Annotated in this window: 17 protein-coding genes, 1 tRNA gene and 1 pseudogene; 14 read left to right on the plus strand and 5 right to left on the minus strand. The window is 62.3% G+C overall.

Annotated elements, in window-relative coordinates:
• The first annotated feature begins 4 nt into the window (after positions 1 to 4).
• Positions 5 to 787, plus strand: a complete 783-nt coding sequence (locus tag JMV54_RS00840) for an ABC transporter ATP-binding protein (RefSeq protein ID WP_201516985.1) — start codon at positions 5 to 7, stop codon at positions 785 to 787.
• A gap of 165 nt (positions 788 to 952) precedes the next feature.
• Complete coding sequence (locus tag JMV54_RS00845; RefSeq protein ID WP_201516986.1) at positions 953 to 1210, plus strand: type B 50S ribosomal protein L31; 258 nt, start codon at positions 953 to 955, stop codon at positions 1208 to 1210.
• 72 nt (positions 1211 to 1282) lie between these two features.
• On the opposite strand, the gene JMV54_RS00850 is transcribed toward JMV54_RS00845, so the two are convergent.
• Together JMV54_RS00850 and treS are read right to left on the minus strand one after the other, a co-directional pair.
• Complete coding sequence (locus JMV54_RS00850; protein ID WP_201516987.1) at positions 1283 to 1975, minus strand: exonuclease domain-containing protein; 693 nt, start codon at positions 1973 to 1975, stop codon at positions 1283 to 1285.
• The gene (gene treS, locus JMV54_RS00855) at positions 1972 to 3756 is read right to left on the minus strand and encodes a maltose alpha-D-glucosyltransferase (protein WP_201516988.1); all 1785 of its coding nucleotides are present in this window, start codon (positions 3754 to 3756) and stop codon (positions 1972 to 1974) included. The genes JMV54_RS00850 and treS overlap by 4 nt, the downstream gene beginning before the upstream one ends.
• Before the next feature lie 50 nt (positions 3757 to 3806).
• On the opposite strand from treS, the gene JMV54_RS00860 reads away from it, so the two are divergent.
• From JMV54_RS00860 to JMV54_RS00900, 9 genes and pseudogenes are all read left to right on the plus strand, one after another.
• Positions 3807 to 4685: an alpha/beta fold hydrolase gene (locus JMV54_RS00860; RefSeq protein ID WP_201516989.1), complete on the plus strand. Its 879-nt coding sequence runs from the start codon at positions 3807 to 3809 to the stop codon at positions 4683 to 4685.
• Positions 4686 to 4718: 33 nt separating this feature from the next.
• Positions 4719 to 5537, plus strand: coding sequence for a TrmH family RNA methyltransferase (locus tag JMV54_RS00865; protein ID WP_201516990.1), 819 nt, complete (start codon positions 4719 to 4721; stop codon positions 5535 to 5537).
• A gap of 32 nt (positions 5538 to 5569) precedes the next feature.
• Positions 5570 to 6787 (plus strand): acyl-CoA dehydrogenase family protein, encoded by a 1218-nt coding sequence (locus JMV54_RS00870; RefSeq protein ID WP_230972745.1) that lies wholly within the window; start codon positions 5570 to 5572, stop codon positions 6785 to 6787.
• The gene (locus tag JMV54_RS00875) at positions 6784 to 8625 is read left to right on the plus strand and encodes a DEAD/DEAH box helicase (RefSeq protein WP_201516992.1); all 1842 of its coding nucleotides are present in this window, start codon (positions 6784 to 6786) and stop codon (positions 8623 to 8625) included. Before JMV54_RS00870 ends, JMV54_RS00875 begins: the two co-directional genes overlap by 4 nt.
• A gap of 437 nt (positions 8626 to 9062) precedes the next feature.
• Positions 9063 to 10063 (plus strand): annotated as a pseudogene (locus JMV54_RS00880) (IS481 family transposase).
• A 128-nt stretch (positions 10064 to 10191) separates the two neighbouring features.
• Positions 10192 to 12990, plus strand: a complete 2799-nt coding sequence (locus JMV54_RS00885; RefSeq protein WP_201516993.1) for a YhgE/Pip domain-containing protein — start codon at positions 10192 to 10194, stop codon at positions 12988 to 12990.
• Positions 12987 to 15173, plus strand: coding sequence for a YhgE/Pip domain-containing protein (locus JMV54_RS00890; protein ID WP_201516994.1), 2187 nt, complete (start codon positions 12987 to 12989; stop codon positions 15171 to 15173). The genes JMV54_RS00885 and JMV54_RS00890 overlap by 4 nt, the downstream gene beginning before the upstream one ends.
• 20 nt (positions 15174 to 15193) lie before the next feature.
• Entirely contained in the window at positions 15194 to 15844 is a 651-nt protein-coding gene (locus tag JMV54_RS00895) for a TetR/AcrR family transcriptional regulator (RefSeq protein ID WP_201516995.1), read from the plus strand.
• Positions 15845 to 16242: 398 nt separating this feature from the next.
• The gene (locus JMV54_RS00900) at positions 16243 to 17094 is read left to right on the plus strand and encodes a site-specific integrase (RefSeq protein WP_201516996.1); all 852 of its coding nucleotides are present in this window, start codon (positions 16243 to 16245) and stop codon (positions 17092 to 17094) included.
• A 79-nt stretch (positions 17095 to 17173) separates the two neighbouring features.
• On the opposite strand, the gene JMV54_RS00905 is transcribed toward JMV54_RS00900, so the two are convergent.
• A tRNA-Leu gene (locus JMV54_RS00905) sits at positions 17174 to 17260 on the minus strand.
• Positions 17261 to 17405: 145 nt separating this feature from the next.
• Here JMV54_RS00905 and JMV54_RS00910 point away from each other — a divergent pair.
• The 3 genes from JMV54_RS00910 to mshC all read left to right on the plus strand — a co-directional run bounded on the left by JMV54_RS00910 (position 17406) and on the right by mshC (position 21033).
• Positions 17406 to 18722 (plus strand): M20/M25/M40 family metallo-hydrolase, encoded by a 1317-nt coding sequence (locus JMV54_RS00910; RefSeq protein WP_201516997.1) that lies wholly within the window; start codon positions 17406 to 17408, stop codon positions 18720 to 18722.
• 93 nt (positions 18723 to 18815) lie between these two features.
• Positions 18816 to 19667, plus strand: a complete 852-nt coding sequence (locus JMV54_RS00915; protein ID WP_201516998.1) for an undecaprenyl-diphosphate phosphatase — start codon at positions 18816 to 18818, stop codon at positions 19665 to 19667.
• A 70-nt stretch (positions 19668 to 19737) separates the two neighbouring features.
• Entirely contained in the window at positions 19738 to 21033 is a 1296-nt protein-coding gene (gene mshC, locus JMV54_RS00920; protein WP_201516999.1) for a cysteine--1-D-myo-inosityl 2-amino-2-deoxy-alpha-D-glucopyranoside ligase, read from the plus strand.
• A 35-nt stretch (positions 21034 to 21068) separates the two neighbouring features.
• Here the strand turns inward: mshC and JMV54_RS00925 are convergent, their stop codons facing one another.
• Positions 21069 to 21974: a proteasome assembly chaperone family protein gene (locus JMV54_RS00925; RefSeq protein WP_201517000.1), complete on the minus strand. Its 906-nt coding sequence runs from the start codon at positions 21972 to 21974 to the stop codon at positions 21069 to 21071.
• 184 nt (positions 21975 to 22158) lie between these two features.
• The gene (locus tag JMV54_RS00930; RefSeq protein ID WP_201517001.1) at positions 22159 to 24681 is read right to left on the minus strand and encodes a Cna B-type domain-containing protein; all 2523 of its coding nucleotides are present in this window, start codon (positions 24679 to 24681) and stop codon (positions 22159 to 22161) included.
• Positions 24682 to 24836: the final 155 nt, after the last annotated feature.

Raw genomic sequence — 24836 nt, forward strand, 5'->3', positions numbered from 1 at the left:
CATCATGAGCGAAGTGCTGCGATTTGAAAACGTCAGTGTTGTTCGTGACGGTAAGTCGATTCTCGACGGGGTCAGCTGGTCGGTTGATGAGGCAGACCGCTGGGTGATACTCGGCCCGAATGGCGCCGGGAAGTCGACGCTCCTCATGCTGGCAGCCGGTTTTATGCATCCCACCCGCGGGAAGGTGACCGTTCTCGGCGAACAGCTCGGTCGCACCGATGTCACCGAGCTGCGCACCCGTGTGGGGCTCGCCGCATCCCGTCAGAGCCAGCTACTTCCCGGGAACGAGACCGTGCTGAACTGTGTAATGACCGCGAGCTACGGCGTATCGGGCCGCTGGCGGGAAGAATACGACGAGATCGACTTGGCTCAGGCACATGCGGTGCTCGAGGCCTGGCAGCTCGATGGCCTTGCCGACCGCAAGTTCGGCACGCTTTCGGATGGCGAGCGTAAGCGCACGCTTATCGCTCGAGCGGTGATGGCCGACCCCGAATTGCTGCTGCTCGACGAGCCGAGCGCATCGCTCGATCTCGGTGCGCGGGAGGCGCTGCTGGCATCACTGCGCGAATACGCGGCCAGCGAGCTCTCGCCGGGAATCATCATGGTGACCCACCACGTCGAAGAAATTCCCGTGGGGGTTACGCACGCGCTACTGCTGCGCGACGGTAAAGTCGTGGCGGCCGGGCCATTGGCAGACACGCTTACCTCGCAAAACCTCACCGCCACGTTTGGCTTGCCGCTGCAGGTCATGGTGCAATCGGGCCGCTATTCGGCACGCGCCAGCTGAGCTCACCGCGGCAAATCAAAGTTTGGCGCGAAACGCGCCCGATTGGATGCTGGATTGCTGCGAGCCTGCGTGGTAAGCTCAATGCTTGGCTTGTCACGTCCGAGCGTCCACGTTGGCGCCTGTGGCGCAGTTACCTAGTTCAACCGTTTCCAGAAGAGGAACCCGATGAAGGCAGATATCCACCCGGACTACCACTACGTGGTGTTCAACGACCTCGCGTCGGGCGAGAAGTTCATCACCCGCTCGACCATCACGAGCGACAAGACCATCGAGTGGGAAGACGGCAACACCTACCCGGTGGTTGACGTCGAAATCTCGAGCGCATCGCACCCGTTCTACACCGGTAAGCAGCGCATCATGGACTCGGCCGGTCGCGTCGAAAAGTTCAAGAACCGCTACGCGAAGTTCGGCAAGAGCAACTAAGGTCGCTTACGCAAATGGCGGGCATCACTCTCGTGGTGCCCGCCATTTCGTATGCCCGGATGCGCACAGCGGCTAATCGAGAGCGCGCATCGGCCAGCCGCGATCGGCCGTGAAATTTGTGTCGCGGGTGCGGCGCATATAGTCCTCAAAACTTGCCGCCTGCGTCTGCGCCCACTCGCGCTGTTTTTCATGCAGCGTGGGCAGATCGACCAGGAGCTCATCGGGATAGCGCTGCGCCAGGGCCAGCGCGAGCCGGCCCGAGGCCACTGCATCAGCACTGGCATCGTGTGCGTCGAGCAGCTCAACGCCATATTCAACAGCGGTATCGGTGAGCGTGCGTTTACCGCGCCGATAGCGGTCGACTGCCCGGTCGATCACGAGCGGATCAACCACCTGCGGGCCGACCACCGGCGCATCCAGGCCGTGGCGGCGGCACTCGGCGGCAACCAGCGTCAGATCGAACGGTGCGTTGTACACCACCAGCGGCAGTTTGTTTCTGGCGATCCAATTGAGCGAATCACGGATGCGTTCCACAACATCACGTGCCGGTTCGCCGTTTTCTTGCGCCATCTCGGTTGAGATTCCGTGCACGTCCGCCGCCTGGTCCGGGATCGGCACGCCCGGGTCAGCGAGCCAATCCGAGCCGCGCTCGACTTCGCCATTGGCGTCAATAATGCCCACGAACGCGGTGACAATGCGGTCGCTCAGCGGGTTCGTGCCGGTGGTTTCGGTGTCAAATACCGCGAGGCGTTCGGTCCAGCTCATGCCGCATCTCCGTCGTTTGCGCCGCTGAGTCCACGAATAATTGGGATGGCACTCGTTGCGGTGCTCACCGTGTCGGGTTCAGCCAGCAGCAGCCAGTAGAACTGTTTTGACCCAAAAGTGAGTGTGATCGTGCCCTCATCCGACACGGGTTCAAATTCCTGCCAACCAAAAATGTCGAATACTCGCCGGCTCTCATTACCCGGCAGCGAAATTGTTGCCTGGGTGGGGGTTTCGGCGAATGAAAACGCGCAGAGGATGCGCTCGGGTTTGTCTCCGCTGTGGGGGTGTTCGGGCTCTCCCGCATAGTCGCGCAAATAGGCCAGCACCGATTCGTGAGTGGTGTCGCGCACGTGCAGGTCACCAAGACCGAAGGCGGGATGCTGGCGGCGCACCTGCATGATGTTGCGCACCCATCGCAACAGCGATGAGGGCTGTGCCATCTGCGCCTCAACATTGACGTGCTGGTAGTTGTAGACGAGCGACTGCACCACCGGGTGACGGAGTTTGCCCGGGTCGGCCGTCGAAAAGCCGGCATTGCGGTCGGGCGACCACTGCATCGGGGTGCGGGATGCATCCCGATCGGGAAGCCAAATATTGTCGCCCATGCCAATTTCGTCTCCGTAGTAGAGAATTGGGGAGCCCTTAAGCGACATCAAAATTGCGTTAGCGAGTTTGATTTCGCTGAGTGAATTTTCAAGCAGTGGCGCGAGGCGTCGGCGGATTCCGACATTCGCTCGCATCCGCGGATCGTAGGCATACCAGCCGTACATGGTTTGGCGATATTCCTCATCCACCATTTCAAGGGTGAGCTCGTCGTGGTTGCGCAGGAACACACCCCAGGTGGCATCCCGGGGAATTTCGAGCTGCTCGCGCAACACCTCTTCGAGTTCGGCCTTGTATTGCGAGCGCAGGGCGTAGAAGATGCGCGGCATAGTGGGGAAGTCGAAGGCCATGTGACACTCGGGATCGTCGTCGGTGCCAAAATATTCGACCACCTCGTGCGGCCACTGGTTCGCTTCGGCGAGCAGCACGCGGCCGGGATATTCCTCGTCAACCATGGCGCGCAGTCGGCGTAGGAACTCGTGTGTGGCGGGTTCGCTTTCGCCGTTGCCCTCTTCGCTCTCAAAAAGGTAGGGAACTGCATCCAATCGAATACCGTCGACGCCGAGGTCGAGCCAGTAGCGAATTACGTCGAACACCTCTTGCTGTACGGCCTCGTTTTCGAAATTGAGGTCGGGCTGGTGCGAGAAGAACCGGTGGAAAAAATATTGGCGTCGCTCAGGATCGAACGTCCAGTTCGACTCTTCGGTGTCAACAAAAATGATGCGGTAGTTTTCGTACTTTTCGTCGGTGTCGCTCCACACGTAGTAGTCGCCATAGGGACCGTCGGGGTCTTGTCGCGATTGCTGGAACCATTCGTGCTGGTCGGAAGTGTGGTTGATCACGATGTCGATCAGCACGCGCATATTGCGGGCGTGTGCCTGTGTGACCAGTTCGCGGAAATCGTCGAGGGTGCCGAAATCTTTGAGCACCTCGCGGTAGTCGGCAACGTCATAGCCGCCGTCGCGCAGCGGTGATTCATAAAACGGCGGCACCCAGATCACGTCGATGCCGAGCCACTGCAAATAATCGAGTTTCGAAATCAGGCCCTGGAAGTCGCCGATACCATCACCATCAGAGTCGGCATAAGAGCCCACCAGCACCTCGTAAAAAACGCCCCGCTTGTACCAGTTTTCGTCGCGCTGGAGTCCGGGCAGGAGGTCTGAGCCACCAAAACTCATTGCGTTGCTCCTCTCGGTTATTCGGCTAGCAACCCCTACACTCTTTCACGATGAGTCTGCACAACCCCCTCGAACAGCGCCTGATTGATATTCCGGTGCGTGAACAACACCTGACGGTTTGTGGCAGCGAAACTCGTGTGTGGCACTACGGCCCGGAAACTGCCGACCACACTATTTTTTTGGTGCATGGCTTTCGCGGCACCCATCACGGCCTGCTCTCGCTTGTGGCGGCGATGCCCGAGGTCCGCTTTATCGCGCCCGATCTGCCCGGGTTTGGTAAATCTTCGCCGCTGCCGAGGCCACACACACTGGATGCCTACGCCGAATGGCTACAGGATGCGCTCATTCAGCTCGATCCAGCCGGCACCGCGATCGTGCTCGGACACTCGTTCGGGTCGTTGATCGTTGCGCGTCAGGTGCAGCGGTTGCGCGACCGCCGCATTGTGCTGGTGAATCCCATCAGCGAAAACGCCCTCAGTGGCCCCGAACGAATCGGCACCGCGATTGCGGTGGGCTACTACCGTTTGGGAGCGGTGTTGCCAGCGCCCCTCGGTCAGGCATTGCTTTCGTCATCGCTGATCACCCGCATCATGAGCGAGGTGATGGTGACCACGCGTTCGCGGGCGCTGCGCCGCTGGATTCACGACCAGCATCACCGCTATTTTTCGCGCTTCACCGGGCGCGACGTGCTGCTTGAAGCGTTCCAGGCTTCGGTGTCGGATGCGGTCAGTGCGCAGGCGGCAGACTTCCCGCCCGGCACCCAGCTGGTGGTGGGGGAGCGCGATGCAATTGCGCCACTTGCGGCTTCGCGCCGGCTGCACGAAGCGATGCCGGGCTCGCAACTGCACATTGTCGGCGGTGTGGGGCACCTTATTCACTATGAAGCGCCGCTGGCATTGGCTCGCATCCTGCGTGAGTGGCTCGATTGAACGGGCCCCGGCCCAACGCGCGATAATTGCACGATGCACATCATCAGCGTTACCGAGCTCGATAGTTCACTGCATCCCGGGCTCGACGACTATCTCAACCTGACCGATGTGGCGCTGCGCAAAAAACTTGAGCCGGCCGGTGGTCTGTACCTGGCCGAATCAGAAAAAGTGATCGCCAGGGCGATCGCAGCCGGTCACCGTCCGCGATCGCTGCTGACCCAGCCCAAGTTTCTCGAACAGGCCGAGCGATTGCTCGCGCACTGGCCCGAAACACCCGTGTATGTGGCAGCAGAAGAACTCCTCACCGAACTGACCGGTTATCGGATGCATCGCGGCGTGATCGCGGCAATGCATCGTCCCGAGCCCACCGATCCGGGCGAGCTATTGCAAAATGCGCACACAGTGCTGGTGCTCGAAAATATTGTCGACCACACCAATGTTGGTGCGGCGTTCCGCAATGCTGCAGCACTCGGTGCCGATGCGGTACTGGTGAGCGAAGAGTGTGCCGATCCGCTGTATCGCCGCAGCGTTCGGGTTTCAATGGGAACGGTGCTGCAGATTCCGTGGGCACGACTCCCAAACTGGCAGCGGGCTGGTGAACTTTTTCGCCTGCACGGCTTTGAAACGGTCGCGCTGGCGCTTGACCCGCAGGCGATTCCGATTCGTGAGTATGCGGCCAAGCGCGCGCCGCGAGTAGCGCTGATGCTCGGTACAGAGGGGCACGGGCTCAGCCGTGCGGCACTCCAAACCGCCGACCAAACGGTGATCATCCCCATGCAGCACGGTGTTGATTCACTAAACGTTGCGGCAACGAGCGCTGTGGCGCTCTACGCACTGCTTAACGAAATATGAGATGTGTCGGTGGCACGGGTTACCGTAGTGGGGTGACTGAAGTGCAACCGTTCCGTATTCAAGACCTGCTGCCCGCATCCCTGCTGCACGAAATTTATGAGCGTGCCGCAGGAGTTGATCGAGAAAATGTTTTTCCCGATGAAGACCTCCGGGCGCTGAAAAATACGGGCTATTTGCGAATGCTCGTGCCAACCGAGCTTGGTGGCGGGGGAGCGACACTGCTGCAGGCCGCTCAGGCACAGATGAAGCTGGCCAAAGCATCCCCGTCGACCGCGCTGGCGATCAATATGCACCTCATTACCACCGGGATCGCGCGGAATTTTTATCAGCACGGTGACCACAGTCTTGACTGGCTGTTGCGGGATGCAGCGGCCGGCGAAGTATTCGGCCTCGCTATTTCTGAACCCGGTAATGATGCCGTCACATTCGACTCAACCGTGACGGCAGCGGCGCAACCCGATGGCGGATATTGCTTTACCGGCACCAAGTTTTTTACCTCGCTCGCTCCGGTGTGGACCCGGCTTTGGGTTTTTGGTCGGGACGATCAACACGATGACCCGCGTGTGGTACACGCGGTGCTGCGCCGTGAAGATGGCGGCACGCGCAGCCACGATGACTGGGACACGCTCGGCATGCGCGGCACCCAGTCGCACACCACGAGCCTCGAGGGCGCCTATGCGGCGCTCGAGCGCGTGGTGGGTTATGCACCTGCCGGGCCGAACGCCTCGCCGATCGTGTTCGGTATTTTTGCCAACTTCCTGCCGCTGATCGGTGCCTGCTATGTGGGTATGGGTGACCGTGCGGTCGAGCTTGCCGCTGAGGCCGCACACCGCCGCCACAGTCGAGTAAACGACGCCCCCTACGCAGATGACCCCGGCATCCGGGAGCTCATTGCGCAGATGGGCACGCGGCAGCTATCGGCTCGCCTGCAGGTCGAGTCGGTGTGCCGCTCGGTGGATGAGCAGGACGACCTGGGTGCGGAGTGGTTCCCGCGCCTGACGCTTGCCAAATATGTGGGCACCCGCGCAGCTCGCGAAACCGCAACCGACGCGCTCGAAGTCGTCGGCGGCAGCGCGTACCGGTCTGGGCACGAAATGGGCCGGCTGTACCGTGACATCACCGCGGGCATATTCCAGCCCTCGCAAGATCGCGGGGTTCGAGCAGGCATTGCCAACTGGATTCTCGACGCGGCAGCTGAGCGCCTGACAGTTGAGGATTCGGATTCCCAAGGCGGCGCCGCACAGGCATGACCCAGCCCGCATCCGGTTCACACCCGGTCGATGAGCCGCGCCCGGGTGATAGCGAAGTACAGCTCGGTAGCTATGCTGCCGAGCATCTTTCGCCATCCTTTCCGCGCCGCGCGCCCTGGGGTACCGCATCCAATCTCCGGGCCTGGCAGCAGGAGGCACTCGAGCAGTATTTTGCTAGCGAGCCGCGCGATTTTCTCGCATCCGCAACTCCCGGCGCCGGGAAGACCACGTTTGCGCTGCGCTTGGCGAGCGAGCTGCTGCGCCGCGGCACAGTTAATCGCGTCATCGTGGTTGCGCCAACCGATCATTTAAAAACGCAGTGGGCGGCTTCAGCGGCGCGCGTGGGCATCCATCTCGACCCAAAATTTCGCAACTCGAGCGGCGCACTTTCGCGTGACTATCACGGCGTTGCCGTGACCTATGCGCAGGTCGCGCTGAAGCCCTATGTGCATGAGCACCTGTGTTCTTCCGCACGGTCGCTAGTGATTTTGGACGAAGTGCACCACGGCGGCGATTCGCTTTCGTGGGGTGACGGGCTGCGCGACGCGTACCAGTATGCCGAGCGCCGGCTCTCACTCACCGGCACGCCGTTCCGCTCTGATACCGCGCCAATTCCGTTCGTGCGATACGAGTCGGATGCTTCTGGTGTGCGGGTGTCGAAGGCCGACTACAACTACGGCTACGGTCGGGCCCTGCGTGACGGGGTCGTGCGGCCGGTGATGTTCATGTCGTACGCCGGGTCGATGAACTGGCGTGACACGAGCGGCGAACAGATGAGCGCCGGTCTTGCCGACGACAACACCAAAGACATCATTTCGCAGGCGTGGCGCACGGCTCTGGATCCCGAGGGCGACTGGATGCAGCAGGTGCTGCGAGCCGCAGATAGGCGGCTTACCGAGGTGCGTGAGCAGGTTCCGGATGCCGGCGGCCTGGTAATTGCCACCGATCATCAGGCTGCCCGCGGCTATGCAAAATTGCTCGAATACATCACGGGCACCGCGCCGGCGCTGATTTTGAGCGATGATCCCGGAGCTTCTGCCCGCATCGATTCGTTCTCGGCAAACGGAAGCGAGCGGTGGATGGTGGCCGTGCGGATGGTTTCTGAGGGCGTCGACGTGCCCCGGCTCGCTGTCGGCGTGTATGCCACGAGCTCATCGACGCCGCTATTTTTTGCACAGGCGATCGGCCGCTTTGTGCGGGCGCGTCGCCGGGGCGAAACTGCCACCGTGTTTTTGCCGTCGGTGCCAAAGCTCTCGGCCCTGGCGCACGAACTCGAACTTGAGCGCGATCACGCGCTCGACCGTAAAGACGGCAGCGACAGTGACGATGCGGCCGGGATGACGCCCGAGGAGCGCGAACTGCGGGAGGCCCAGGCCGAAGATCGAGCCTCGGAAGAGCTCACCAAATACAAATTTGAGGCGCTGTCATCCGAAGCCCAGTTCGACCGGGTGCTCTACGACGGCGGTGACTACGGGTATGCGGCCGAAGTGGGGTCGCTAGAAGAGCTCGAATTTTTGGGTTTGCCGGGAATTTTGAACCACGATGAGGTCGCCGCGGCGCTTGAACAGCGCGCCCAGCGGCAGCATCGCATCCAGGATGCACGTGCGCGGGGATCACTGAACGACGGTCACCAAACCGTGCAGCCGATGCACCGCTCGTTAAAAGAGCAGCGCAACCTGTTGCACTCGCTGGTGGGGCTCTACGCGCGACAATCAGGCCAGCCACACGGGGCCATTCATTCGCAGCTGCGTGTCACCTGCGGGGGCCCTGCGGTGGGGCAGGCAACCGCCCACCAAATTCAACAGCGCATCGACTACCTGCGCCGCAAATTGCACTAGCTGGGCCAGTTGCACTGGTAAAGCCGGTGTCTCGCAACTGCTGCTGACCCGCGCGGGCGCGTGGGTTTCGATAACACCGGGAAAACAATGAGGCCGAACCGGATTGCTCCGATTCGGCCTTCCTATGCGCGAAGGGGGACTTGAACTGACCTCGACCCCCTCGCACCGCGAATCTCGGCGGCCCGTTCTGCCGCATAAAAACAACGATCTACGGCATGTGCCCTGTGGATAACTCCACCGCGATACCCCGACCTACGGGTTGCTTAGCACTTTCGTTAGCACTCTCGCGGCCGTGGAAGCCATCGATTCTCACTTCAGTGACTCTCGCAATGGGCCTAGGTGTTCTTCCCCGACACGTTGTGATCGTGTGAGGTAAGGCGAGGGCCTCCGGGGACGATGTGGGTTACCACACTCAGATCGTCGCCACGGAGGCCCTCGTGACTCACGCTAACGCGCCTTTGACGCCGGAGGGGCGTCGTCGTCTTGCTTCGCTGATCGTCGATGAGGGCTGGGCGGTGAGACGGGCGGCGGAGCGGTTCCAGTGCTCGCCGGCGACGGCGTCGAGGTGGTCTCGCCGGTATCGGGCGGGCTTGCCGCTGACGGATCGCAGCTCGCGCCCGCACCACTCGCCCAGTCGAGCGTTGCAGCATCTGGAACGCAGGATCGTCAACCTGCGGTTCACGCGCCGCTGGGGACCGCATCGCATCGGCTACCACCTCGGAGTCCCTCGGTCGACGGTCGGGCGGGTGCTCGCCCGCTACCGGATGCCGCTGCTGGCGCATCTGGATCAGGGCACTGGGCTGCCGGTCCGCAAGCCAACACCGGTCCGCTACGAAAAGCAGACACCGGGCGAGCTGGTCCATGTCGACTTCAAGAAACTCGGGATCATCCCGGACGCGGCGGCTGGCGCGTCCGCGGCCGCGATTCCGCTCAAGCCCGCCGCGTCGGCGTGGCATCTGATCGCGCGCCCCGTCAGGGCGCGTCCCCCTCCAGGGGATACGCGTTCCTACACCACGCAGTCGATGGCTGCACCCGACTGGCCTATTCCGAACGCTTGCCCGACGAACGCAAGGACACCGCTGCCGGGTTCTGGGAGCGCGCAAACGCGTTCTTCGCCGAGCACGGCATCATCGTCACCGCAGTGATGACCGATAACGGTTCCTGCTACCGATCGCACACGTTCGCCGCCGCGCTCGGGCCACGGATCACGCACCGCCGCACCCGCCCGTTCCGACCACAAACCAACGGCAAGGTCGAACGCTTCAACCGCACCCTCGCCGCCGAATGGGCCTATGCACGGCCCTACCGATCCGAGATCGAACGCGAAGCCGCCTACGCGACCTGGCTCCATCACTACAATCACCACCGACCCCATACCGGACTCGCAGGCTCAACCCCCGCCCAACGAGTTCACAACCTCACGGGGAAGAACACCTAGTACGGCGTAGCCGGCAGGCGTTTCGCAGCCGCGCCGGTAGACCAGAGATGCTCCCTGCCGGAACGCGTCGCGACGCGGACTCGTCTCATTGTGCATATCGATGTGCATGTTTCATGTACGATGATGACGTGAAGAAGAGCTGGCAGGTGTTCGCGCGCGACGTCGGCCGACTCGCCCGCGTACGCAAGGCGTGGATCATCGTGATCGGGGTTCTCATCACCCCGGCGCTGTACGCGTGGTTCAACATCAGCGCCTTCTGGGACCCGTATTCGAACACGGAGAACGTCAGCGTCGCCGTGGCGAACCTCGATGAGGGCGCGACGTCCGATCTGACAGGTGCTGTCAATATCGGGGATCAGGTCGAGGAGCAGCTCAGGGGGAACGACGATCTCGGCTGGGACTTCATGACCCACGAGGAAGCCCTCGAGGCAGTCCAGCGCGGCGACGCGTATGCGGCGATCGTCATCCCAGCAGGCTTCAGCGAGGACCTCCTCAGCATCACGACCAGTGATTTCGCCCAACCGGCGCTGCAGTACTACGTCAACGAGAAATCCAGCGCTATCGCGCCGAAGATCACCGACGTCGGGGCCACGGAGCTGGACAGGCAGATCACGTCCGCCTTCGCCGAAGAGGTCGCGTCCGCCGCGAGCGAGGCGGTCAGGGACGCCGGCGACGATGCGCAGCAGCGACTGCTGAACGCACAGGATCGTGCACTGAACACCTTCGACAGCACGTCGCAGAGACTCGCCTCCGTACGGGAGAGCATCGACGATCTGCAGCAGGGGATCGACTCGTCCCGCGAGTCCCTCTCGTCGACCCGGCGAACGCTGGGCGACATCGACGCGACGCTGGGAGACGTGCAGCAGGCGATCGACGAGACGCAGGGGATCATCGCGGAGGCGCGGACCCAGGTGATCGACTTCACAGACGCAGCGACGGCCGCGTACCTGCAGGGAACGACTCTGCTCGCAGACGCCTCGTCGAGCGCGAACACCTCGGTCACGCAGCTGACTCAGAGCCTCGACGCCGCGGGTGTGCGGGTGGAAGCCGCAATCGAGGATCTGCAGGGGGTTCTGGAGTCGAACGAGGCGGCGATCGCCGAATTGCGGACGGTTCTCGACGACGCAGGCCTCGATCCGGACACGGCGGAGCGGCTGTCCGGTGTGATCGAGGCCCTGGAAGAGCGCAACGCGGCCGATCAACAGCTCCTCTCAGAACTGTCTCAGCTCAGCTCCAGCGTGGCCGAGACCGTTCAGGCGCTTCAAGCGGCCGCGGATGCCATGGACGGCGCCATGCAGGACACAAAGTCGGCCGCCGTCGACCTGCGCGTAGCGCTCACCGAGAACCTGCCCGCGCTCAACAGCGCGATGTCGCAGTTGTCGGAGAGCGCCGGCGAGTTCTCGGCCGCCGTCGGGTCGCAGCGTCGGGTGCTGGCGCAGGCGGGGGAACTGCTGCTCGGGGTCGATACACAGCTGGCGTCGACCTCGGTGGCGCTCGGCAGCTTCGACGACGACATCGCGAACATCGAGTCGAGCGTTCAGACGGCGCGCACCGACGTCGAGGCACTCGTCGCCGCGTCGGAGTTGGGGGCGTTGAGCACCCTCACCGGTCTGGACCCCGACGACATCGCGCAGTTCATCGCCTCGCCGGTCGAGGTCGATGAGCAGATCCTCTTCCCGGTGTCGTCATACGGATCCGCGATGGCGGCCCTCTTCACGAACCTCTCGCTGTGGATCGGCTCCTTCGTGCTCATGGTGATCTTCAAGATTGAGGTCGACACCGAGGGCGTCGAAGGCGTGAGCGTGCTCGAGGCCTATCTGGGGCGTTTCGGTCTGTTCGCAATGCTCGCCGTCGCCCAGGCGTTGATCGTCTCGATCGGCAATCTCATTATCGGTGTTCAAACAGCGAGCGCTGTTGCGTTCGTCGGCACGGCCGTGCTGATCGGGCTGGCCTACGTGAGCATCATCTACGCCCTGTGCGTCGCCTTCGGGCATGTCGGTCGGGGGCTGTGCATCCTGCTGGTGATCATGCAGATTCCCGGTGCGTCGGGCCTGTATCCGATCGAGATGATGCCGGACTTCTTCAGAGCCATCTATCCCCTTCTGCCCTTCTCGTACGGCATCGATGCCATGCGCGAGACGATCGCGGGCTTCTACGGCAACCACTACTGGCGGTTCATGGGCGCGCTCGCGGTGTTCGTCGCTCTCGCGTTCCTGCTCGGCCTCGTGTTGAGGCGTCGCCTGGCCAACCTCCACATCCTGTTCAACAAGGAGATCGCCTCGACCGACCTCCTGATCGGTGAGAAGGTGCAAGTCACCGGAACCGGTTACCGCCTGAGCCAGGTGATCCACGCGCTGTCGAACCGTCGGGAGTACCGCGACGAGCTCGCCCGCCGGGCCCGGCCGTTCACCCGGCACTATCCGACGCTGTTGCGGTTAACGCTTGTCGTGGGTCTTGCGGGCATACTGCTGCTGGCGGTCGTCGCATGGCTGTTCCCGGAGGCCAAGGCGCTTCTATTGGGGCTGTGGAGCCTGTGGTGCCTGCTCGTCATCGGGTTCCTCGTCGCCATCGAGTACGCCAAGCGGAACTTCGCCCAGGCCTACGCGGTTGCGGCTCTGGAGGATGCCGAGCTGCGAGAGGTCGTCCTCGCCGGGGACGCCGCCGGCCTCTCGGAGGACTCGGCGCAGACATCGGCGCAGACGACGAGGATCGATGTGCCCGCGCAGACGCTCGAGATCGACGAGATCGATGAGGGAGATGCCCCCGCGGGGCCGGATGAGGAGGCCGATCTGCTCGACGAGATCTTCACCCTCGGCGAGCCCGCCGAACGGGACGAGCCGGATCCGGACGCGGAGACGACCGAACTCGATGTGGTCGACGAACAGGACGAGACCGACCCCGCCGACGACGGCGAGGAGCGCGCGTGAGAGACATCTTCGCCCTGGCGCTCCGCGACGTGCGTCATGCGACCCGGAACGTGATGGCCGGTATCGTCATCTTCGGACTCGCCGTCATTCCTTCGCTCTTCACCTGGTTCAACGTGATCGCGACCTGGGATCCGTTCGACAACGCAAGCAATCTGAAAGTCGCCGTCGCGAGCACCGACGAGGGATATGAGAGTGACCTCGTGCCCATCCGCATCAACGTCGGCGAACAGGTGCTGTCGGAGTTGCGGGCGAACGACGACTTCGACTGGGTTATCACCGACGAAGAGGATGCGATCGACGGAACCAGGTCGGGCGACTACTACGCGGCGATCGTCCTCCCGCCGTCGTTCAGCACCGACATGATGACGTTCTATGTCGACGGCGCAGATCACACGGACATCGCGCTGTACACCAACGAGAAGAAGAACGCGTTGGCTCCGAAGATCACCGAGCAGGGCGCCGAGGGGGTCTCCTCCCAGATCACCCAGACGTTCACACAGACGCTCAGCGAGATCGCCCTGGGCCTGATCTCCTCGCTCTCCGACTACCTCACGGACGCGGATACCCAGGCTGCTCTCACCCGCCTGGAAGCGCGTGTCGCGAACGTGTCCACGCAGCTGCGTTCCAGCGCGCAGACGGCGGACATGTTCACGGCGCTGATCGAGTCGAGCATTCCGGTGGTGAACAGTGCGTCGAGTCTGGTCGATGGCGCCGGCGACGCGTTCGACGACGCATCGAACGCGGTCGGCAGCGGGAGCAAGGCCGTGGACGAGCTCCGATCGACGCTGCGTACCGCGACGCAGTCGGTGACGCAGGCGCTCTCGGCGACCGCGTCGAGCTACGACACGGTGGGGGATCGCATCGACGACCTCTACTCCGAACGCGACACGCTCAGCGGAGAGCATGTGACGGTGCTCGAGACCCTCGCCGATCGCGTACAGGACCAGATCGACCGGTATGAGTCCCTCCGCGACACCGTCGAGACGGACATCGCCCCCACTCTGCCGGAGTCCGCACAGGGCAGCCTCGACGCGGTCGTCGACGCGCTCGACGATGCGATCGCACGTCAACAGGCGGTGCACGACCGTCTCGCACAGGCCGCGCGCGACGTCGAGGAGGGCAACGAATCTACGCAGAGCTCCCATCAGGAGATCAAGGAGGCGATCGCGGACGCCCAGAGCGCGATCGGGGACGCACAGACTGCCTACACGAACGGGTTGAAGCCGCAGCTGGACCAACTGTCGTCGACACTCGGAGACATCGGATCCGACATCTCCGAGCTGCGTGCGGACATCGACGAGATTTCATCGAGTCTTTCGGATTCATCCGGTTCGGTGCTCTCGACGATGAACCGCGCGAAGACCGTGACGGAGGGGCTCTCCGACTTGCTCGACGAGACTGCCGACAGATTCGACGAGATCGAACGGGCACTGGGCGACGCGGCCGACACCGGCGATCTGAGTGAGCTCAGCGAGATCATCGGCTCCGATCCTGGTATCCTGGCCGCGTCGCTGGCCGACCCCGTGAGCGTCGACCGCATCGCCGTGTTCCCGGTCGGGAGTTTCGGCGCGGCCATGGCTCCGCTGTACACGATCCTCGCCCTCTGGGTGGGCGCTCTGCTGATGACGGTGACGATCCGCGTCGACGTCGACAGCGAGACGCTTCCCGACCGTGCCGAGCTCACCCCGACGCGGAAGTACCTCGGAAGGTACGGCATCTTCGCGCTCGTCGGCCTCGCGCAGAGCACGCTTGTCACGCTCGGGCTCATCCTCTTCGTCAGGATCGAACCTGCGCATCCGCTTCTGATGATCCTGGCGGGTTGGGTCACCTCGCTCGTGTTCACGCTCATCGTCTACACGCTGGTGGTCGCCTTCGGCAACGCCGGGAAAGCATTGTCCGTGCTGCTGCTGGTCATCCAGATCTCTGGTTCGGGAGGAGCGTATCCTCTGGAGCTCGTGCCGGAGTGGTTCCAGAACATCAGTCCCTTCCTTCCCGCGACATACGCGATCGGAGCCATGCGATCGACCATCGCGGGCGTCTATGCAGCCGACTTCTGGATCTCACTCGGGATGCTTGCCCTGTTCGTGCTTCCCGCGTTCCTCCTCGGGCTCGTTCTGCGACGTCCGCTGGTGGCCTACAACCGTGGCCTGACTGAGGCCCTCGAGTCGACGAAGCTAATGTGAGTGGCGATATGAGCGTTCACATGCCCACAGACGACTCTCCGTCGCCGAGCGCCACGCCGCCACCACGCACCCGCCGTCGCGACGCCGCCACCAACCACGAAGCGCTGCTCCACGCCGCACAGGCGGTTCTCGCCGAGAATCCGCACGCCTCGCTGGACGCGATCGCACATGCGGCGGGCCTGTCCCGGCGTGCACTCTACGGGCACTTCGCCGACCGTGAAAGCCTGCTGCGCGAAGTCATCGCCATCGGCGCGGAACGTTTCAACCTCATCGCCGAGGCCACCGCGGATACGGACCCGCGTATCGCCCTCGCCCGCATGGCCGCGCGTCTGTGGCACGAAGTCTCGACGGTGCGCGCCCTAGCGAACATCGCGCTCGACGAGCACCACGTCGCCGACACCGCTCGCGCTCTCGAGCCGCTGCGGCGTCGCATCCGCGAGATCACCAATGACGGTGTCCGGTCGGGTGTCTTCCGTCAAGACATGACGCCAGAGGTGCTCGCCTTCCTCATCGAAGAAACGGCACGCTCCGTGCTGCGCGGACTCCGCCTCGAGACGCACGACGCGGGGGCCATCGTCGCCAAGGTCATCTTGAGCGTCGCCGGCTTGTCCTGGGCGGAGCAAGCGGAGCTCGACGGGGATGCCCAGCGAGTGCAAGCCGGAGGAGATTGATCGGTGGATGCGCGGGGAACTTGTGCTCACCGATGAGGGGCTGTTCAACTACTGGCAGCAGGAATGGGTGATCTGCACCGATCGCATCCACCATCTCGAAACCACCCTCGCGGGCATGACCGCCCCGAGCAGAGACGACCCCGAGAAGCCGAGTGCGCACCCCAAGACCATCGCCGCCTACCAGGAACGCCTAGAGACGGCACGGGCACGCGCCCGCGTCATCCAAGAGCGAGGCGTGCAGCTCGACCCGGAGGGGCGCGTGTTCAACGCCGCCGACTACGAAGCAACAGCGGCGCTCCCGCTCGCGGCAGCCCGGCTCGATCCAGTCCTACGACACCGACACGGGGAAGCGGTGGCGGTTCCAGATCTACGTCCTGAAAGACCCCGAATACCCCGAGATGGGATCGCGCAGGCTCACCCGCTCCGGGTTCACCAGCACCGACGAGGCCAACGACGCCTTGCAGGAAGCGCTCAAGCAGCGCAAGCAGAACGAGAAGTTCGGAAACAAAGTACCCACCGTCGGAACCTACGCGGATGAGTGGGTAGCGGGACTCAAGCTCGCGGCGTCCACGATCACCGGGTACAAGAAGATCATCCGAAACCACATCCGCCCCCAGCTCGGCACGATCCGGCTCGACAAACTCACCGCCACCCGCATCGCCCGCCACTACCGCGATACCCTCGAAGACGAGCTGTTCCCGCTGTGGCGACTCATCGCCTACACCGGGATGCGCCGCTCCGAAGCCCTCACCCTCAAGTGGTCGGAGATCAACGCGAAGACGATGCGGGTCAGCATCCGCGGCGCCGTCGATACCGACGACTGGACGAAGACGAAGACCACCAAGACCGGCGGGGCCCGCGTCATCGACGTCGACGCCGATACCCTCAAGGTGCTCGCCTCGTACAAGGTCGCCCGCGCTGAGGTGTCGTTCGAGCTGGCGAAAGCCGACGCCTACGTCTTCGGCGACGACGACGGGAAGCTCCGCTCACCCGACGCGATGACCAGCCGCTGGGATCGCCGCCTCAAGTGGGCGACCGCGAAGTTCGACACCCTGCACCGAGTCACGACCAAGGGCCTGCGTCACACCCACGCGACCCTGCTACTCGATCTCGGCGAGCACCCCAAGGTCGTCCAGGAGCGGTTGGGCCACTCAACGATCACGACGACGATGAACATCTACTCCCACGTCACCCCGACCATGCAGAGGTCGGCAGTTGACCGTTTCGCGGCCCATCTCGGCAAGGCTTAGCACTTTTTCTAGCACTTCGGACGCGAATGACCCCCAACCCGGAGAACTAAATCCCAGGTCAGGGGCCATTTCATTCGCGTGCGCGAAGGGGGACTTGAACCCCCACGACCTAAAAGCGGTCACTAGCACCTCAAGCTAGCGCGTCTACCAATTCCGCCACCCGCGCAGGTGTCGTGTTTCGGCGCTTAGCGCCGCGGCACGAATGACAACTTTACTGCACACATTATGGAATGTGCAAATCAAGACTCGTGGGCGCGTCGAAACTCCCGGTCGTGCCTCGCGGATGCAACCAAAGCTCCTAGAGTGGTGCCATGACCGACCTCGAACACGACGCTACTGTCCGCACCGCTCAAGAGCTCATCCGCATCGACACCACCAACTGGGGTAATGGTCGGGCGCGGGGAGAGCGCGAAGCCGCCGAATATCTTGAGGCACGGCTCACGGCGTTGGGGAGCCGCGTACACGTGTTCGAGGCCGCACCGCGCCGCACGAGCATCGTGGCACGCATCCCCGGCCGTAATCCAGAGCTGCCGGCGCTGGTGGTACACGGCCACACCGATGTCGTGCCGGCAGATGCCGATGACTGGAAGGTCGACCCGTTCGCTGGCGAAATTCGTGACGGCATGCTGTGGGGGCGCGGAGCGGTCGACATGAAAAACGTCGACGCCATGATGATCACCGCCCTCGAACAGCTGCAGGCAGTCGGTGAACAGCCCGCTCGGGATCTCATTGTTGCGTTTTTTGCCGACGAAGAAGACGGCGGCAAACTTGGTGCGCACTGGCTGGTAGAACAGCATCCCGAACTCTTTACCGGCGCAACTCAGGCGATCAGCGAGGTTGGCGGCTATTCAATCAACGTCGATGGTCGCCGTGCCTATCTATTGCAAACCGGTGAAAAGGGGATGATTTGGGCCCGGTTGCAGGTGCGCCGCCGTCCCGGACACGGATCCAAACATATTCATCCCGATGACAATGCCATTCAGGTGCTGGCCGCAGCCATCGTGCGTCTGGCCGAGCACGAGTGGCCGATGCACCTGGGTGACACAAGCCGCGAGATGATCGCCGCGCTGTGCGAGCTGACCGGTGAAGACGTCGAACAAATCGGGGCCGACCAGCTGGCACTTCGCTGCGGCTCGGCGGCTGCCTGGCTCACCGCTTCGCTGCGAACTACCGCAAGCCCCACGGTGCTCGAGGCCGGCAGCAAACAAAACGTTGTTCCCGCAACGGCAACCGTCACCCTCGACATCCGCCCGCTACCGGGCGACGAGGATGCGGTGCTCGAAACATTGCAGCAGATCGTCGGCGACGATGTAGAGATCGCCATCGACTGGCGGTTCAACGGTGCCCAAGCCCCGGCAAAATCGGATCTCGTTACCGCGGCAACGCGCGCACTGCGCAAATTTGATCCCGATGCGGTGGTCGTGCCATACCTGCTGCCCGCCGGAACCGACAATAAATCACTCGCTCGGCTCGGCATTGACGGCTACGGTTTCGCACCGCTGCTGCTGCCCGACACACTCGACTTCCCGGCACTATTTCACGGTATTGACGAGCGGGTACCGCTCGAATCGCTGGTGTTCGGTAGAGAAGTGCTGGCAGCGTTTCTCCGCGACTTCGACGGGTCGTAGCTCGAATCGGCGCGCCGGCGCCGGGGGTGTTAATGGAGGCGTAAACTCACTGCGTTTAAAGCAGCGCACTTACTGTCGATAGAAAGCGGATGGATGAACTGGTTTGAAGCGTTCGTGCTGGCGGTCGTGCAAGGACTCACCGAGTTTTTGCCGATCTCGTCCAGCGCCCACCTGCGCGTTGTCGGCGAGTGGATCGGTAGCGGCGACCCCGGCGCCACCTTCACCGCGATCATTCAGATTGGCACTGAGGCGGCCGTGCTCGTGTACTTCTGGAAAGACATCGTGCGGATTATCAGCCGCTGGTTCGGAGCTCTGCGCGGTCGGGTGCCAAAAAACGATCCGGATGCACGCATGGGCTGGTGGATCATCCTCGGTTCCATTCCCATCGTGGTGCTGGGCGTGCTCTTTCAAGATTTGATTCGCAGCCAGTTCCGTTCGCTGTGGATTGTCGCCACCACACTCATTTTGTTTGGCATCATCCTGGGCCTGGCCGATGTGCTCGGCCGGCGCCAAAAAGATCTCACCCAGCTCGACGCCAAGGACGGCCTGATCTACGGGTTCGCGCAGGCACTCGCGCTCATCCCCGGAGTATCGCGCTCGGGCGGCACAATCACGGCGGGACGCCTGCTCGGATACGATCGCGCATCCGCCGCGCGCTACGCCTTTTTGCTGGCTATTCCTGCGGTACTTGGCTCGGGTCTTTACGAGCTCTACGGGGCGATCAAAGAACCCACCGAAGTGAACGCGATCGCGTTCGGTCCCACCGCGCTTGCCACGGTCATCTCGTTCGTCGTTGGCTGGCTGGTAATCAAATTCCTCATGAAGTGGGTAGAGCAGCGCAGCTTCATGCCATTTGTGCTCTACCGCATCGCGCTTGGCACGCTATTGATGGTGCTATTGATCACCGGTGTTCTTGATCCGCTGGCCGGGGCCCCGACGGGATAGCCGGCACAGTAACGGACGGCTGCGATACGGCAGGCAATGATTGCGTGCCGATACGAATTAGACTCGTATCGTGCAGTTCGTCAATTCTTGGCCTCAGGTTCAGGTTCCACAGCTAGCGGGCGAGAGCGTCCCGGTGGCGCTCTATGACGCTGAAACTGACTCGGTGCGGCAGGTGACGACTCCTGATGGGGTTGCAACACTGTATGTGTGCGGCATCACGCCCTACGACGCCACCCATCTGGGACATGCCGCAACCTATCTCGCCTTCGACACACTCAATCGGGCGCTGCGGCAAGGGGGAGTGGCGGTGCGTTTCGCCGAAAACATCACCGATGTCGACGATCCGCTGCTCGAACGTGCCGAGCGTGATCAGGTTGATTGGCAGCAACTCGCGCAATCGCAGACCGATCTTTTTCGTTCGGATATGGACCAGCTGCGAGTCATCGCTCCCGACGCATTTGTGCGGGTACAGGATGCGATTGACGAAATTGCGGCGGCCGTTGCGCAGCTGCTGCGGGACGGGTTTGCCTATTCGGTAACTACACCGGATGCGGTCGATGACGATATTTATCTTGACGTGCAGGCGGTGCAGGCACGCACACCGTATGAGCTCGGCGCGATCAGCCATTTTTCGCCGGAGCAGCTTGCCGCCGCGTTTGTCGAATTCGGTGGCGACCCCGATCGTCCCGGTAAACGCTCGCCGCTCGATCCGCTGCTGTGGCGGGCAGCGCGTGTGAACGAACCCAGCTGGCAGGCTGCCGACGGTGTTCCTGCGGGGCGACCGGGATGGCATGTGGAGTGTTCGGTAATCGCAACCGGCGCGCTTCCGGTGGCGGCCGAGGGCACGCTCATCAGCATCCAGGGCGGTGGCCGTGACCTGCTGTATCCCCACCACGAAATGTCGGCTGCTCATGCATCGGCGCTGACCGGACGTGAATTCGCAGGCCATTTCACCCACGCCGGACTGGTTGCGTATCAGGGTGAAAAGATGTCGAAGTCACTCGGCAACCTGGTGTTGGTTTCGCAGCTCGTGGCCGCGGGTCATGATCCGATGGCGGTGCGGCTGGCAGTGCTGGCGCATCACTATCGCAGCAGCTGGGAGTGGTTTGCCACTGACCTCGATGCCGCTCAGGCTCGCCTGTCGCGGTGGCTTGCGGCGGCGCAGCGGGCCGAAGTCTCGGGTTCGGAAGAGTCGGGTTCGAAAGAGTCGGTGGTGCGTCGGCAGCTGCGCGAGGCGATCGCCAATGATCTCGACACCCCGACCATGATCGAAGTGGTGGATGCGTGGGCTGAGCTTGAAAATCCCCAGGCCGATGTGATTGAGGCGGTTGACGCGCTACTGGGTGTGCCGCTGCTCACAAGCTGAGGAACTAGCCGCGCTCGCCGTCGCGCAAAATGGCACTAGTTGCGGTCGTTGGCGTCATCCTCGCCGGGATCATCGTCTTCACGGGTGGGATCATCGTTGCGATCATCCGCATCCGTTGACAAAAACGCCTCAAACTCGGCAGCGATCGCATCACCACTGGCGGCCTCAGAATCGACCATGTCTCGTGTTTGTTCGAGAAACTGAACGTATTGGCCGAGGTCTTCGTCGCGCTCTACCGCCTGCGTCACCCGCAGCTCCCAGGCATCGGCCGCTTCACGCATCGATTCACGATCAAAGTTGAACAGGAGCAGTTCAGATAGTTCTTCGGTGAGGGCCAGCGTGGCCTTTGCCGCGGGAAGGTCTGGGGCCTGCGCATAGTGGGGCACCGAGGCCCACAGCGCAACGCTGCGGATGCCTTCAAGTGCAGCAGCCTCGGCAAAGACCGACAGCACCCCGAGCGGCCCCTGATATTTTGAGACCTCAAACGAATACTGCAGTCGCAGCTCATCATCATCGCAATAGGAATTCACCTGGATATCGCGAGTGTGCGGGGTGTCGGCAAGCAGCGAGCCCACCTGCACGATCGCGGTAATGCCCTCCGTAACGCACAGGTCGAGCAGCAGGTCGACATAGCTCTGCCAGTGCAATGACGGCTCGTCGCCGATCAGCACATAGATACCGTGGTCGTCTTCGGGGCGTGGCCCGTAGATCACCGAGTGTGGCCACTCGATGCGGCGTTTGCCGTTGGTGATTGACACCCAGGGGCGGGTTGCCGAGTAGTCGTAGAAGCGCTCGTCATCGATACCGCCGACAACCTGGTCGAGACCGAGGGTTTTGCGCACTTCGGTGACCGCGTCTGAGGCGGCGTCTCCGGCGTCGCTCCAGCCACGCATCGCGCACACCAGCACGCGTTCTCCATTGAAGAGACGACCTACCGACATAGTTGAGTTGCTCCCGGGTGTTTGACTACAAAACGGATGCATTGCCGTGGTTGCTAGCGCAATTACCGCGCACAGCGCTCAAGGGCTGCATACACCGCTTAATAAGATACCGAGGTATCGCACGGCTTTCCGAATACGTGTGGGGTCCGTGACCGTAGTCACGGACCCCACAGCGTCGATCCTGCTATGCCCGTCGGCGCTGGCTTACGAGCAAGGCACCGGCCGCGAGCAAGGTCGCTCCAGCAGCCGCCAGCAGACCGCTACCCGTTGCACCTGTCCGTGCAAGCGGTTTGCCGCTCTCTGGCGTAGTCGGCGGCGTGTCCGGTTGAGTGCTCGGCGGAGTCACCGGAGGCGTTGCCGGTGGGGTTGCCGGTGGGGTTGCCGGTGGAGTCACCGGAGGTGTAGCCGGCGGAGTCGTCGGCGGTGGTACGTCCTTGGTGTTGGTGATTGTGAACCCGTCTTCCGGGGTACCGGTGACCGTGCTGGTGTACCCAGCCACCTCGTCTTCGGTCACGGTGTAGTGAATCTCGACCTGGTTGTCACCGTCGGTGCGGTACTTGGGCAGGTCAGTGAACTCACCTTCCCAATTGTTGGCGGCGGTGAGTGTCAGGGCGTGGTCGGTTGCGTTACCGTCCGCGAGCAGTTTCACCGTGATCGAGTCAGGACGATCCGTCGCCACATCACCTTCCCAGCGCTTGTGCACCTGGATCGACGTAGAGGGTTCATTCTGGAGCTCGACCTCATAGGTCTTCGCTTCTTCGTTATAGGTCACTTTGGGAGCGTGACCCACATAGCCGTCGACCTTTTGCTCGACGAAAGTGAGCTCCAGTTTTTCGCCCGTTTTCGCATCAATCAGCGTGCTCGGGTCTGGATAGTTGGCGAGCTCAACCTGCCAGTTATTGTCCGCCTTCAGCGTGACGGTCTCGATCTTCTTATCGCCAAGCATGACGTCGAGAGTGAGACTTTCGGGGCGGTTTTCCTGCTTGTCGTTCGCCCAGACCTTCGTCACTTTCAGCGTCCAGGGGTTGTTTTCGCCGAATGTCAGCTTGCCGTTATTGGCGATGCCGGCACCAGAAATGCCGGTGCGCGTTGCCTTGTTGTTTTCGATGCGAACGGCTGCCAAGGTTTCGGCAATGGCTTTTGCGTCGTCGCTGGGGACAGATTTGAACGCAATGTTGTCGTCGACCCGTTTGTTCGGTTCGATCGCGGTATTGGGGCCCTCCGCCGAATAGCGCGGCACCTGTTTTCCGTCGGGCCAATTGGTGTGGATGCTGTAGATCGAACCATCCTGATACCAGTTGCGCTTGCTACCGCCAAGCATTCGTTCGGTAATAATGACCGAATTGCCCTCTACCGGATTCGGGTCATCGTACCTGTGGACCTTGATGCTAGCGAAATCATCACCAGCACCCTTCAGCTGACCTTGATCGGGGGCGCTGTTCTCAAAAATTGCCACCCCGCGAGTTACATGCATCACGGTGGATCCAGTGGGGCAGTTCCACACGCCGCCACCCTGGGCACTCGGTGGGCGGTTACCGGCACCCACCATGAACATTTCGTCCATCGTGTTATTACGAATCAGCGCGTTGTAGATCGTCACATCGGTGTGGGTGTCGTTGTACATCGCGCCGCCACCCCAAAAGCCTTTCGAGACGTTCTCGCGCAAATCGGCCGCGTACAGTGTGGCCTTCGTTGTGCCGTTGAAAGCGATGCCACCGCCGGAATCCAAAGCAGAGTTACCGGTAATGATGGCTCCGCGGATCTCCACCACAGCATCCCCCTGGGTGTAGATACCTCCCCCACGCCAGGTAGAAACATTGTCTTTAAAAGTGGCGCCGTCAATCGTTAGCGAGCCCCCATTTTGATACAGCCCGCCCCCGGCACCCTTGTACTCACCGTTGTCATTTTTCTGAACGACACCGCCGTTGAGGTCGACCGCGCCACCGTCGAAAGCAAGCCCGGCGCCGCGTTCTGTTGAGTTGTTCTCTATGGTTCCGCCGGTGATGGTCACCTGTGCGTTCTTGCCGTAAACACCTCCGCCGTATCCCAGCAACTGCGGGTGCGCAACCTTGTTGCCGGAAATAGTTCCTCCCGACATCGCGAAGGTGGGTGTGCCACCATCTCGTGACCAGAGGCCGATCACACCGCCGCGAAGGAGTCCCTCGTTGTCGTTCAGCGTGCCACCTTCAATTCGGATGGTGCCGTTGTAGGCGGTGATGGGTGCGTACTCCGATTCAGTGATGCCCTCGGGGAGTGCGCCCGAGATATTTGCCACAGAGTTATTGGCAAACTCGGCCGCTTCGGAAATGGTGAGGCTGCCTTCGTGATCCACAAAAATCACCGGACCGGTCACCGAGGTGTCGCGGATGGCGCCATCTCGGAAGTTCAGGTCACCGCTTACGGTGAACTGCGTTTTCGTGAAGGTGGGGCCAGCAAGAGTAAGTGCGCCACCCTTATCAACCGTGATCAGGGGAGCGTTGGTTCCCACGATCTTCCCGCTGCCGGTGAGCGTCACCGTCGTCCCTTCACGAACGACAAGTTTTTCGGCGTCGGCTGGGGCTTCGATGTCGGCGTCGACAGATACCTCCGCAGATTCTCCTGCGTTGAGGCTCGCGACCACGGCAACAAGTTCGCTCCAGGTGTTCACGGGCGCAGCGAAAGCTACACCCGCGGGTAGTCCGACGAACGCCATCATGGCGGCGAGCATTACTCCAAGGCGCTTTAACCAGCGGGAGCTCATGACTTCCTCTATTTCTTTATGTCTGCACGCCATTGCCGCGTGCATTCCGGGGGACTGGGATGTGCAACGGATGTCTGAGCCGGCGAAACGCCGGCGATCGACTTGCAGCTTTACTCTCCATG

Origin of the sequence: Gulosibacter hominis (assembly GCF_904842695.1) — a bacterium.
GTDB classification, from domain to species: domain Bacteria; phylum Actinomycetota; class Actinomycetes; order Actinomycetales; family Microbacteriaceae; genus Gulosibacter; species Gulosibacter hominis.